The 12978-nt window shown below is 36.2% G+C and carries 14 protein-coding genes; 10 read left to right on the top strand and 4 right to left on the bottom strand.

Annotation, left to right across the window (positions count from 1 at the left end):
• Positions 1-195 precede the first annotated feature (195 nt).
• Positions 196-903, top strand: a complete 708-nt coding sequence (locus BCR21_RS12110; RefSeq protein ID WP_069646709.1) for a GntR family transcriptional regulator — start codon at positions 196-198, stop codon at positions 901-903.
• A gap of 67 nt (positions 904-970) precedes the next feature.
• Here BCR21_RS12110 and BCR21_RS12105 read toward each other — a convergent pair whose 3' ends face one another.
• The 4 genes from BCR21_RS12105 to BCR21_RS12090 all read right to left on the bottom strand — a co-directional run bounded on the left by BCR21_RS12105 (position 971) and on the right by BCR21_RS12090 (position 3375).
• Positions 971-1477, bottom strand: a complete 507-nt coding sequence (locus BCR21_RS12105; RefSeq protein WP_069646708.1) for a QueT transporter family protein — start codon at positions 1475-1477, stop codon at positions 971-973.
• A gap of 171 nt (positions 1478-1648) precedes the next feature.
• Positions 1649-2413 carry a 3-oxoacyl-ACP reductase gene (locus tag BCR21_RS12100; RefSeq protein ID WP_069646707.1) on the bottom strand — a complete coding sequence of 255 codons (765 nt, stop codon included), beginning with the start codon at positions 2411-2413 and terminating at the stop codon, positions 1649-1651.
• A gap of 76 nt (positions 2414-2489) precedes the next feature.
• On the bottom strand, positions 2490-2726 hold the full coding sequence (locus tag BCR21_RS12095) for a DUF2829 domain-containing protein (RefSeq protein WP_069646706.1): 237 nt from the start codon (positions 2724-2726) through the stop codon (positions 2490-2492).
• Entirely contained in the window at positions 2716-3375 is a 660-nt protein-coding gene (locus BCR21_RS12090; RefSeq protein WP_069646705.1) for a YigZ family protein, read from the bottom strand. The genes BCR21_RS12095 and BCR21_RS12090 overlap by 11 nt, the downstream gene beginning before the upstream one ends.
• 196 nt (positions 3376-3571) lie before the next feature.
• Here BCR21_RS12090 and BCR21_RS12085 point away from each other — a divergent pair, with 196 nt between their 5' ends.
• The 9 genes from BCR21_RS12085 to ftsX all read left to right on the top strand — a co-directional run bounded on the left by BCR21_RS12085 (position 3572) and on the right by ftsX (position 12936).
• Positions 3572-3859 carry a DUF7662 domain-containing protein gene (locus tag BCR21_RS12085; protein WP_084013302.1) on the top strand — a complete coding sequence of 96 codons (288 nt, stop codon included), beginning with the start codon at positions 3572-3574 and terminating at the stop codon, positions 3857-3859.
• A 123-nt stretch (positions 3860-3982) separates the two neighbouring features.
• Positions 3983-4306: a PTS sugar transporter subunit IIB gene (locus tag BCR21_RS12080; RefSeq protein ID WP_069646703.1), complete on the top strand. Its 324-nt coding sequence runs from the start codon at positions 3983-3985 to the stop codon at positions 4304-4306.
• Positions 4307-4526: 220 nt separating this feature from the next.
• Positions 4527-5855 (top strand): ATP-dependent helicase ComFA, encoded by a 1329-nt coding sequence (locus tag BCR21_RS12075; protein WP_069646702.1) that lies wholly within the window; start codon positions 4527-4529, stop codon positions 5853-5855.
• Positions 5845-6531, top strand: coding sequence for a ComF family protein (locus BCR21_RS12070; RefSeq protein ID WP_069646701.1), 687 nt, complete (start codon positions 5845-5847; stop codon positions 6529-6531). Before BCR21_RS12075 ends, BCR21_RS12070 begins: the two co-directional genes overlap by 11 nt.
• Before the next feature lie 137 nt (positions 6532-6668).
• The gene (gene hpf / locus BCR21_RS12065) at positions 6669-7220 is read left to right on the top strand and encodes a ribosome hibernation-promoting factor, HPF/YfiA family (RefSeq protein ID WP_010760772.1); all 552 of its coding nucleotides are present in this window, start codon (positions 6669-6671) and stop codon (positions 7218-7220) included.
• Positions 7221-7552: 332 nt separating this feature from the next.
• Positions 7553-10084, top strand: a complete 2532-nt coding sequence (gene secA / locus BCR21_RS12060; protein ID WP_069646700.1) for a preprotein translocase subunit SecA — start codon at positions 7553-7555, stop codon at positions 10082-10084.
• A 79-nt stretch (positions 10085-10163) separates the two neighbouring features.
• Positions 10164-11265 (top strand): peptide chain release factor 2 gene (gene prfB / locus BCR21_RS12055; protein WP_139125659.1). Its coding sequence is split into 2 segments (ribosomal slippage): positions 10164-10235 and positions 10237-11265, totalling 1101 coding nucleotides; the frame shifts between segments, so codons are not numbered across the junction.
• 107 nt (positions 11266-11372) lie between these two features.
• A complete protein-coding gene (gene ftsE / locus BCR21_RS12050) occupies positions 11373-12059 on the top strand; it encodes a cell division ATP-binding protein FtsE (protein WP_010760775.1) in 687 nt (228 codons plus the stop codon).
• Positions 12052-12936, top strand: a complete 885-nt coding sequence (gene ftsX, locus BCR21_RS12045) for a permease-like cell division protein FtsX (protein ID WP_069646698.1) — start codon at positions 12052-12054, stop codon at positions 12934-12936. Before ftsE ends, ftsX begins: the two co-directional genes overlap by 8 nt.
• The last annotated feature ends 42 nt before the right edge of the window (positions 12937-12978 follow it).

Below are 12978 nucleotides of genomic sequence, written 5' to 3'. Positions count from 1 at the left end.
TTCTTTTTGTCCGTACTTCGTTATACAATAAACATAATAACTAAAAATATTTTCTTATCTAAAATAGCTTTGATTTTTACCTGAAGCATACCAAATTATTTCAATAAACGTTTCCGTACCTATATTTTGGAACTTTTGGTTGTTTATGAGGTATATACCAGTTATAATGAAAGGGAATAAAAAGGAGGAAATAAGATGGTATCAAGCTTACCAGTTTATATTCAAATCCACGATAAAATTAAAGATGACATTGAACATGGCGTTTGGAAGATTGGAGATCGACTTCCGTCAGAACGTGAGCTGGCGATCCAGTTCAGTGTTAGCCGAATGACGTTGAGACAGGCGATCCAAACACTTGCTGATGAGGGGATTTTGGAACGAAAAATCGGTTCAGGAACTTATGTTGCCCGCAAAAAAGTGCAAGAAAAAATGACGGGAACAACTAGCTTCACAGATATCATGCTTTCCCAAAATCGAGTACCTTCCAGCCGTACTGTTTCCTATTATGTAGCCAAACCAAGTTCCAGTGAGATGGAAAAGTTAAATTTGAAAGAAAATGAACAAATCGTACGCATGGAGCGTGTCAGGTTTGCAGATGATTTACCAATTTGTTTTGAAGTTGCAAGTGTTCCGTATTCATTAGTTGATCAATATAGCAAAACGGAAATCACGAATTCTTTCTATAAAACATTAGAAGAAAAAGGCGGCAACAAAATTGGCCATGCGAATCAAACGATTTCAGCTATGCAAGCCTCAGAACAAATTGCAGATTATCTAAAAATCAAACGTGGAGATGCTATTCTTCGTTTACGCCAGATCTCCTATTTTGAAAATGGCACCCCCTTTGAATATGTAAGAACACAATATGTAGGAAACCGTTTTGAATTTTATTTAGAAAAATAAACGAAAAAGGAAATGAAAGCTTTCGGCTCTTCTGCAATGAAGAGCTGTCTGATTTCATTTCCATTTTTTATTTCGTTAAATCGATTTTTTCGTTGATCCAGTAAATTAAAATACCGCCAACAGTCATAGATAACAGTTCACCAATAGCAACTGTCAACCACGTATAGAAAAACGGCAGATGGTAAAAATAAGTCAATTGTCCAGCCACTGTAAACATTGAAAGTGAACAAATAATTGCTGTTAGAATCATTTTTTTGATTGGGCTTTTTAGTCGTTTTGTTACATAATAAGATAAAAGTAAAACGACAAACGTCGATAAGCTGCCGATAACGACATCAACAAGACCTAATGGTGAAGCCAAATTTGAGATGGCTACTCCTAAAGTCACAGCTAGAATGTAGCGTTTGTTAAAGAGTGGCAAATAGTTAAATAACTCTGAAAACCTGAGTTGAACTGCACCAAAACTAAAAGGTACCAAAAAAATAGTGACAACGACATAGAGTGCCGTGATCAAAGCCATTTTCGTCAAAGCAATGACCGACCAGGCTTTAGTCTGTGAGTTTGGGTTATTCATTTGTGTTCTCCTTTGTAAAACAGATTTTCTGTTTTAGTAATAACTATGACCAAAGGAAGTGACAGGAAAATTCTGCCAGCTGAAGTGTCATAGTGTGAATTGCTTCACTGTTTTTTATGGTATCGAAAATTATGGCATTTGTAAAGTAGGCTGTGACATTTCAATACAATATTATTTTTCCAACCAGCCACCATCGATCGTCATTACCGTTCCATGAATATAATCTGCCTGCTCACTTGCCATAAAAAGAGTCAACGAAGCAACTTCTTCTGGTTTGGCCCAGCGTCCAGCAGGGGTCTCGTTAGCGACCCACTCAGCCATTTTGCCATCACCAGCAAAGTCAGCAGCATTCATAGGTGTTTGAATTGCGCCAGGAGCAATCGCATTTGCTCGTATACCTTGTTTGATATAATCATGATCTAACTGTTTGGTATAACCGATAATAGCATGTTTTGATGCTGTATAAGCCGCGCCGCCTCCGCCTGCAACCATACCTGCAATTGAAGCCATATTGACAATTACACCATGTTTTTGTGCTAACATTTGCGGTAGAATTTGATTGGTTACTAAAAAAGTTCCTTTTAGATTAACGGATAAAACGCGATCCCACATTGCTTCAGTTGTTTCTAATGTCGGTGTATAATCATCCAAAATGCCAGCTGTGTTCAATAAAATATGGATCGGGCCAAATAAGTTGTTTGCTTGTTCAACTGCTGTGGTGATAACACTTTTTTTTGTAACGTCACCAATATAAGAAGAAAATTTTCCAGCAGAATTTTTTGTTTTTTCAATCGTTGCAGCCAATCCTCTTTCATCAAGATCCAATCCAAATACATGGGCACCTTGTTTTGCAAAAGCGATTGCTTGTGCCTGTCCTATACCAGAAGCTGCTCCGGTTATAAAAATCGTTTTTCCTTTGTATTCATCGAAATGCATACGTGTTCCTCTTTTCTTGATCTTATAAAAAAAGCTAGAGCGACTTGTTTTAAGTGTTCTAGCTTTGTATAGAATCTTAATCTGTAGTTACGATTTTCCAATCTTCTGCCAAAACATCACACGGTGTTGGTGAAAACATACTATATCCTTCATCAGAAGTCTTGATCAAAAAGTAGGGCGTAACTTGGAGGAAAGTCCCATCGGATGTGCCGATTTCATCTCTGAGTTCAATGTACAATTCAAAACCACCCCAACCTTCTCTTACAGCTTTTGCCCCTTTTTTTATGTGAGGTAATATTTCTTCAAATGTCATCTTCTTGCTCCTTTTTTTTGATTGGCAGTTCATGATAAGAACATTCACCTTCTTCAAATGTAACTTGTCCATTTAGTAGTTCAACGATTTCTGCCATAAATTGCTCGGATTTCGCTTCATCTACAAGGCAAATAACGTCAACATGCTCTCCATAAATCGTGTCTTTTAATGTGTAGCATTTGTTTTCCAGGAAATTTTGAACGTTTCCTAAATTAGGATAACTGATCGTTAAACGAATTTCCTGTTGTAATTTTCCTTCGACCAATCCGATGTCACTTAATGCATGAGAAACAGCATGGCTATATGCTCGAATCAAGCCGCCAGCGCCAAGTTTAGTTCCGCCAAAATAGCGAGTAACAACAGCTGCCACATTGATCAATTCTTGTTTTTTCAAAACCTCCAGCATAGGGACGCCAGCTGTTCCACTTGGTTCTCCATCATCGCTGCTGCGCTGAATATCACTTTTTTCACCGATCACAAAAGCACTGCAATTATGATTGGCTTTCCAATGCTCTTTTTTCTTTTGAGCAATAAATTCTTTTGCTTCATTTTCTGAATAGACTCGTTTTAGAGAACAGATAAAACGGGATTTTTTGATCTCGATTTCACTTTCTCCATCAGAGCGAATGGTAAAATAATGATCAAGCATTTGCTCAGTCCTTTACTACATAATACTTTAAGTATAAAAAAAATAAAGGTGAGAAGCAACTATTCTCTTTAAAATAGATAAGAGACCTTCATTTGCTTCTTTAACTTTTTATGAGATAATCATTAAAAGGAAGAATGATTTTTAAAAAGTAGTTCATTATAAGCAAAGCGATAATAAAAATAAGGGAGTGAATGATTTGGCAAAAGAGCGTCAAAAGAAATATGATAGCGTTACCCATTATTTAACGACCAATGGTGGTTCACAAGTAACTTTAACGTTTACTCAATTTGACGAGTTACTTTTTCCACATTCAGGACTTCCTAAAACGGCACGCACAGATATCGATTGGTGGGCAAACGATCTTAAGCATCCTGAAAAAGGCGCATATGGTTGGCTCAATGCTAGTTATCAAGTTGTACAAGTCAATATTGAAAAGGAATATGTGGTTTTTAATAAACTGCTTAAATCTAAGTGGCTTTTTTAAACAACTAAATTAAGATAGCTCGCAAGCAGGAAGCGTTGACAAAAGTCAGTTTTTTACTATACTAAAGTTAAAGAGAATATAAAATGTGTTATGTTATTAGTTAGAAAAAAGGAGATGGCTACCATGGCTAAAAAAACAATTATGCTTGTATGTTCTGCTGGGATGAGTACAAGTTTGCTTGTAACAAAAATGCAAAAAGCTGCTGATGCACAAGGCTTGGATACGGATATTTTTGCAGTATCAGCTTCAGATGCAGATAACAATTTAGAGAGTAAACCTGTAGACGTGTTATTATTGGGTCCTCAAGTTCGATTTATGAAAAGCGATTTTGAAAAACGTTTAGAACCTAAAGGAATTCCTTTAGAAGTAATCAATATGGCTGATTATGGCATGATGAATGGGGAAAAAGTGCTACAACAAGCATTGAATTTGATTGGAAATAACTAATACAATAAGTGAGTCAAAACATGATGTAAGTTTTGACTCACTTTTTTTGTTCTCTTGAAAATGAAGACAGATTTTAGAATCTATGGTTCCTAATTGAAAGCTCGACAAATTTGCTGAAACGGTAAATAAGTCGAGCTTTTTATGATGTCCTAGACAACGATAGAAAAATTAAGAAAAAATAGTGAATAGAAATTGCGTAGTTTAATTATGGAGGGGACAAATGCAAGAATTATGGGGAAGAAAAGTCTTAAAAAAAGAAATTGAGAATATTGAAGCAGCAGAAGAACAGAGTCAAAAGCTATTGACGATGCAGGAAGTGAATGAAAAAACAATTCAATGTTTACGCTGTGGTCAGGTTCAGAGTAAGAGTATCGTTCAATTGTTCAATGGTCATTTTTTTTGTCCAGAGTGTATTCAATTAGGCAGAGTGGATACCAGTCAGGATTTTTACCATTTACCTGAACCAAATCCTGTCAAAAGAATAGTCAATTTTGCTTGGAAAGGGCAACTTACTGATGGGCAACAGGCAGTATCAAATGATTTAGTAGCTTCAGTCAAGAAAGGCGAATCTAGAATGATTTGGGCGGTTACGGGTGCGGGTAAGACAGAAATGCTGTTTAAAACGATTCATCATTCTTTAGAATCTGGCTATCGAGTGGCTATTGCTTCACCTAGAGTTGATGTTTGCCTGGAACTGTACCCTAGAATACAAGCCGTTTTTCCGGATGAACCAGCGATTCTTCTTCATGGTAAGATGGAAGAACGCTATCGTTATACTAAACTTTTAGTATGTACAACCCACCAGTTATTACGCTTTTTTCAAGCATTTGATGTATTGATTATCGATGAAGTAGATGCTTTTCCTTTTGTCGATAACCCCCTTTTGCAGTATGGTGTAAATCAGGCAATCAAGACAAATAGTTCACTTGTTTATCTCACTGCAACACCAACTAAAGAATTAACTAAAAAAACAACTCAAAATCAGTTGAAAACTAGCATTTTACCAGCGCGTTACCATAGAAGAATTCTCCCTGTTCCTAAGATGAAATGGTGTTCTCGATGGCATGAAAAAATCAAAAAGGGCAACAGCCCTAAAACGTTAGTAACTAAAATTCGTACACTAGTGAATAAAAATGATGTTTTGATTTTTTGCCCCAGCATTTCTTTGATGGAAAAGCTAAAGGAAGCAGTTGAAAAAAAATTTCCAGAAGTACCTTTAGCCTGCGTTCATTCTCAGGATCCAGAGCGGTTAGAAAAGGTCTTGAAGATGAGAAATAAGGAGTATCGAATTCTTATGACGTCGACCATACTAGAACGAGGTGTGACATTTGATGGTGTTTCAGTGATCGTTTTAGGAGCAAATCATGATGTCTTTGCAACCTCAGCTCTTGTTCAAATTGCTGGTAGAGTTGACCGAAGAAAAGAGTTTACTGCAGGAGAAGTCTGGTTTTTGCATGATGGTTGTACGAAGGCCATGAAAGAAGCAATCAAGCAGATCAAAAAAATGAATACTTTAGGCATAGAACGGGGATTGATAGATGAGATGTAATTATTGTAGTCAAACGATCAGTAGAAATTTAACAATTAAGGAAATTTTTTTGCCTAAAAAAATAGTATCTGAACAATTATGTTCCAAGTGTGCCAAAGAATTTCTATTACTGGAAAGAAAAGAGTGCTGTTATGGTTGTCAGCGTCCATCAAATAGTCTGTATTGTGGAGACTGTGTGAAATGGCAACAACTTTATCCAAATTATGATTTTCATCATGAAGCTCTTTTTGCCTACAATCAAGCGATGCAAGAATGGTTTGAAGAATATAAATTCAAAGGGAATTATAGACTTAGACATAGTTTTGTGGATTATTTGCAGGCTTACTTTAAGCTGAAAAAGAACTTTTTGGTGATTCCAATGCCGATTTCAACTGAACGAATGAAGGTTAGAGGTTTTAATCAAGTTGAAGGATTGTTGGCTGCTGCAAACATTCCATATCAGCCCTATCTTGTGCGTTTTGCAGATGGCGTATCTCAAGTACAAAAAACAAGAAAAGACCGAATGAAATTGAAGCAACCTTTCAAATTAACATTAGAAGGGCAAAAAGCTATCTTAAATAAGGACATTCTTTTAGTTGATGATATCTATACAACAGGTCGAACGATTTTCCATGCAGCCCAAGTTATTTTGGAAAATGAACCTTCAAAACTGTATACGTTTTCTGTCGCGAGATAAAAGAATAATTAAAATAAAAAATCGACCGCAATTCTGTTGGCAAAAGTAATATAATTCGTTATAATAGAATTAAGAAGAAGGATAACAGAGTGGTCCTTTTATTCCTTCTTTAGTGGCAGATGAAAGGGGTAATCGTTATGTTTAGATATAATGTGCGTGGAGAAAACATCGAAGTTACTGAAGCAATCCGAGACTATGTAGAGAAAAAAGTTGGTAAACTAGAACGTTATTTCAGTGATTCACCTGAAGCGACTGTTCATGTAAACTTAAAAGTCTACACTGAAAAAACAGCAAAAGTCGAGGTTACTATTCCTCTACCTTATTTAGTTTTACGTGCTGAAGAAACATCACCTGATTTATATGCAAGTGTTGATCTAGTTGTAGATAAATTAGAACGACAAATTCGTAAATTTAAAACAAAAATTAACCGTAAATCTCGTGAAACTGGGATGAATACTGCTAAAGCAGCTATTTTCTTAAATGGTGAAGAAACACCTGATGAAACGCCAGAATTAGACATTGTTCGTACAAAACGTCTTTCATTAAAACCAATGGATAGTGAAGAAGCTGTTTTACAAATGAACATGTTAGGACATAACTTCTTTATCTTTGAAGATTCAGAAACAAACGGAACCAGCATTGTTTACCGTCGTAAAGATGGCAAATATGGTTTAATCGAAACAGACTAAGTTAAATGACTGAGTAAATTGTCCTTTATTTAACGAAGAATAGCTAAAAATCTCTAGTTGCTTTATGGCAATAGAGATTTTTAACAGAATTGTTATCAAAGGTCAGTTACTTTCGAATAGTCGATTTTTAAGAGACTGAAGCAGGACGGCATACGTTTTGCCGAAGTCTCTTTTGCTTATTTTAAGCATATGTACATAAAAAATGATATAATATATTATTAATATTAAGAGAAGTTATTTCCTTTCTTAGCAACTAGTGATAAAATAGAAAGGATGATTGTGCATTTAGTGCAAAAAATAAATAGAGTTTATTGAAAGGAACACTTAAAAACATGGCTAATTTTTTAAAAAAGATGATTGAAAATGATAAAAAGGAACTAAAACGCTTGGATGGTATTGCTGGACAAGTGGAATCTCACGCTTCAGCTATTGCAGCATTGAACGATGAAGAATTAAAGGCAAAGACAGATGAGTTTAAGGCTCGCTACCAAAAAGGTGAAACGCTAGATCAATTATTACCAGAAGCTTTTGCGGTTGTCCGTGAAGCGGCGAAACGTGTCTTAGGATTATACCCGTACCGCGTTCAGTTAATGGGTGGTATTGTCTTACATGATGGGAATATCCCTGAAATGAGAACTGGTGAAGGTAAAACTTTGACTGCTACGATGCCGGTTTATTTGAATGCATTGACTGGCGAAGGGGTTCATGTTGTAACAGTCAATGAATATTTAGCAACTCGTGACTCTGATGAGATGGGTGAATTGTATAATTTCTTAGGCTTAACAGTAGGTCTGAATATCAACTCAAAAACGTCAGAAGAAAAACGTGATGCCTATAATTGTGATATTACCTATAGTACAAATAACGAATTAGGATTTGATTATTTACGTGATAACATGGTTGTTTACCGTAACCAAATGGTACAACGTCCATTGAATTATGCGATTGTGGATGAGGTCGATTCAATCTTAATCGATGAAGCACGTACACCGTTGATTATTTCTGGACAAGCAGAAAAGTCAACTGCGCTTTATACACGTACAGATAATTTTGTTAAACGTTTAAAAGAAGAAGAAGATTACAAAATCGATGTTCAATCTAAAACAATTAGTTTAACAGAAGCGGGTATCGAAAAAGCAGAAGAAAACTTTGGTTTAGAAAATCTTTATGATATTGAAAATACAGCGTTGACTCACCATATGGATCAAGCCTTACGTGCGAACTTTATCATGCTTAGAGATATTGATTACGTTGTTCAAGAAGGTAAAGTATTGATTGTTGACCAATTTACTGGTCGTATCATGGATGGTCGCCGTTACTCAGATGGTTTACACCAAGCGATCGAAGCCAAAGAGGGCGTAGAGATCGAAGACGAAACAAAAACAATGGCAACAATTACATTCCAGAACTATTTCCGTATGTATAAGAAATTAGCTGGGATGACTGGTACTGCTAAAACGGAAGAAGAAGAATTCCGTGAAATCTACAATATTCAAGTTTTCCAAATTCCAACAAACCGTCCAATCATTCGTGATGACCGTGCCGACTTACTTTACCCAACACTACAAAGTAAATTCAAAGCAGTGGTCCAAGATATCAAAGAACGTTACCATAACGGTCAACCAGTCTTAGTTGGTACAGTTGCTGTTGAAACGTCTGAATTATTGTCAGAGTTATTAAACAAAGAAAAAGTGCCGCACGAAGTATTGAATGCGAAAAATCACTTTAAAGAAGCTGAAATCATTATGAATGCTGGTCAAAAAGGTGCGGTTACGATTGCTACCAATATGGCTGGTCGTGGTACAGATATCAAGCTTGGTCTTGGTGTTGTCGAACTAGGTGGTTTAGCCGTAATCGGTACTGAGCGTCATGAATCACGCCGTATCGATAATCAATTGCGTGGACGTGCAGGTCGTCAGGGAGATCCTGGGGTTTCTCAATTCTATCTATCACTTGAAGATGACTTGATGAAACGTTTTGGTTCAGAACGAATTAAAGCATTCTTGGATCGTATGAATATTGAAGAATCAGATGCTGTGATCCAAAGCAAAATGTTAAGTAAACAAGTAGAATCAGCTCAAAAACGTGTTGAAGGAAATAACTATGATACACGTAAGAATGTCTTGCAATATGATGATGTAATGCGTGAGCAACGTGAAGTTATCTATGCACAACGCCAAGAAGTCATTATGGAAGATACAGAGTTGACTGAAACATTACTAAATATGGTAAAACGTACAATCACTCGCGTTGTTGATAGCCATACTCAATTAGAAAAAGAAAATTGGAATCTTGATGGTATCGTTGATTTCGCTTCTTCAACATTAGTTCATGAAGACTCTATTTCTAAAGCAGATTTAGATGGCAAATCACCAGAAGAAATCAAAGATTATTTAGTAAAACGTGCGCAAGAAGTCTATGATGTCAAAGTAGAACAATTAAATGGGCCAGAACAAATTTTGGAATTCCAAAAAGTTGTTATTCTACGTGTAGTAGATACAAAATGGACGGATCATATTGATGCAATGGATCAATTACGTCAATCAGTGGGCTTACGTGCTTACGGACAAAATAATCCATTAGTTGAATATCAAACAGAGGGCTACAACATGTTTGAAGAAATGATCGGAGCAATCGAATACGAAGTAACTCGTCTATTCATGAAATCAGAAATTCGTCAAAATGTTCAACGTGAACAAGTAGCGCAAGGGGAAGCCGTTCATCCATCAGATGAAGAAGAACCTCAAAGCAATACAAGTGCTAAAAAGCAACCAGTTCATGTTGATGAAAAAATAGGTCGTAATGATCCTTGTCCATGCGGCAGTGGTAAGAAATACAAAAATTGTCACGGTAAAGGTCTTTAAAAATTGATGAAGGTGAGGCATTCGCCTCGCCTTCATTTGTTGTGTTACAAAGTATTGAAAATGGAAGGAAGAAAATATCATGGAAAATGCTGAAATCCGAACTATTTTAGATGAAATGAATCAATCGATCACGAGCTTCAGGGGGTCTCTTTGACTTAGATCAGTTAGAAGAAGACATTGCAGAAGCTGAAAACAGAATGGCAGAGCCTGGCTTTTGGGATAATTCAGAAACGGCACAACAATTGATCAACGAAACCAATTCCTATAAAGAAAAATATCAGCAATTTCATCAATTTGCGGATGAGCTAGAAGAATTGGAAATCATGAGTGAGATGCAGCAAGAAGAATATGATTCAGATACACAAGTAGAATTGGAAGAACGTTTATTAGCTTTAAAAGAAAAGCTAAGCATTTATGAACTTTCCTTATTGTTAAACGAGCCTTATGACAAAAATAATGTTATCATGGAACTTCATCCAGGAGCTGGGGGTACTGAATCACAAGATTGGGGCAGTATGTTGCTTCGAATGTATACGCGCTGGGCTGAAAGTCACGGGTTTCAAGTAGAAACATTAGATTACCAATCAGGAGACGAAGCAGGCATTAAAAGTGTTACGCTTTTAATTAAAGGATATAATGCGTATGGGTATTTAAAATCTGAAAAAGGTGTTCATCGTTTAGTACGAATTTCACCATTTGATTCAGCCAAACGTCGTCACACTTCTTTTTGTTCAGTTGATATCATGCCTGAATTGGATGGAAATGTTGAGATCGATATCAATACAGATGATTTAAAAGTTGATACCTATCGTGCCAGTGGCGCTGGGGGACAACATATTAATAAGACAGAATCAGCTGTTCGAATCACGCACATACCTACTGGAACGGTTGTTGCCAGTCAAGCGCAACGTTCACAATTAAAAAACCGAGAGCAAGCGATGGGAATGCTTAAAGCAAAACTTTATCAATTAGAAATGGATAAAAAAGCGCAGGAGGCAGCAGCTTTACGCGGTGAACAGCTAGAGATCGGCTGGGGTTCGCAAATTCGTTCGTATGTTTTCCACCCTTATTCAATGGTCAAAGACCATCGGACCAATTACGAAACAGGAAATGTACAGGCAGTAATGGATGGAGACTTAGATGGCTTCATTGATGCTTACTTGAAACAAAAATTAAATTGATCTATTCACAGAAATGAAACAAAATTGTAAACTGTTGAAAGAGCCTTGAAACAAAGTCATGTTATAATGATTGATAGTCTAGAAAACAGAGATGGAGAGAATACGCCATGATTGAAATGAAAGATGTAATGAAGAAATATTCGAATGGTACAACTGCTATCCGAAATATTTCAGTAGAAATAAAACAAGGTGAATTCGTTTATGTTGTTGGACCTTCCGGAGCCGGAAAATCAACATTCATTAAATTGATGTACCGTGAAGAAAAAGCAACTAAGGGACGTTTAAAAGTTGCAAGTCATGATTTAATGAAAATAAAAAATGCAGAAGTTCCTTATCTTAGAAGAGAAATCGGTATTGTCTTTCAAGATTATAAATTATTAACGAAGAAGACTGTATATGAAAATGTTGCTTATGCTATGCAAGTTGTTGGACGTAAGCCAAGAGATATCAAGAAAAGAGTAATGGAAGTTCTTGATCTTGTTGGTTTAAAACATAAAGTTCGAGTGTTTCCAAGTGAACTATCTGGTGGGGAACAACAACGTGTTTCAATTGCTCGTGCAATCGTAAATACACCTAAAGTTCTAATCGCTGATGAACCAACAGGAAACCTTGATCCAGAAAACTCATGGGAAATCATGAAACTTTTAGACCGGATCAATGCACAAGGAACAACCGTTGTTATGGCAACACATAACAGCACGATTGTAAACACGATCCGTCATCGCGTAATCGCCATCGAAAATGGCCGAATTATTCGAGACCAAGCGGAAGGAGAATATGGCTACGATGATTAGAACGTTCTTTTCTCATGTCCTAGAAAGTATCAAAAGTTTAAAACGTAATGGGTGGATGACAATTGCTTCAGCCAGTGCTGTTACGATTACTTTAGTCCTTGTTGGGATTTTTATGGCAGTGATTTTTAATGCAACAAAATTAGCAAAAGATATTGAAGAAAACGTAACAGTTTCTGTTTTCGTTGACATCGGTACAACACCAGATGAAATGCAAAAACTAGAAAAAGAATTAAACAAAATAGACAATGTTGAAACAATTTCATATTCAAACAAAGATAAGCAATTAAAGAAAATCCAAAAACAAATGGGTGAAGCTTGGAACTTATTTGAAGGTGACAGTAATCCATTGTACGATGTGTATTATGTAAGTGCAAAAGAACCATCAGATACAAAGGAAATCTCAGCGAAAGCCGCAAAACTGCCGAATGTATTTAAAGCAGATTATGGTGGTGTTTCTTCAGATAAGATTTTCAGTATTGCAGGTAAAGTTAGAACATGGGGATTGGGTGCCGCAATTTTACTACTGTTTGTCGCAGTTTTCTTGATTTCTAACACGATTCGTATTACGATTCTTTCTCGCCAAAGAGAAATTCAAATCATGCGTTTGGTAGGAGCAAAAAATGGATATATTCGTTGGCCATTCTTTATAGAAGGTGCTTGGATTGGTTTAATAGGATCAATTATTCCAATTTTAGTGTTAACGTTTGGTTATCAAAAATTCTATACCTTGTTCAACCCGCAGTTGCTAAGTTCAAATTATTCACTATTAAAACCTGAATCATTTGTTTGGCAAATTGATTTACTAATGATCGTTATTGGAATGACAATAGGATCACTTGGATCAATCATCTCGATGCGTCGTTTCTTAAAAATTTAGTAAAGCCAAAGCAGACATTTTTGTCTGCTTTTTCTTTACTTA

The sequence above is a fragment of the Enterococcus ureasiticus genome (assembly GCF_001730285.1).
Taxonomy (GTDB): domain Bacteria; phylum Bacillota; class Bacilli; order Lactobacillales; family Enterococcaceae; genus Enterococcus_L; species Enterococcus_L ureasiticus.
Note: the sequence above shows the minus strand (reverse complement) of the source record. Positions and strands in the feature narration are given on the sequence as shown.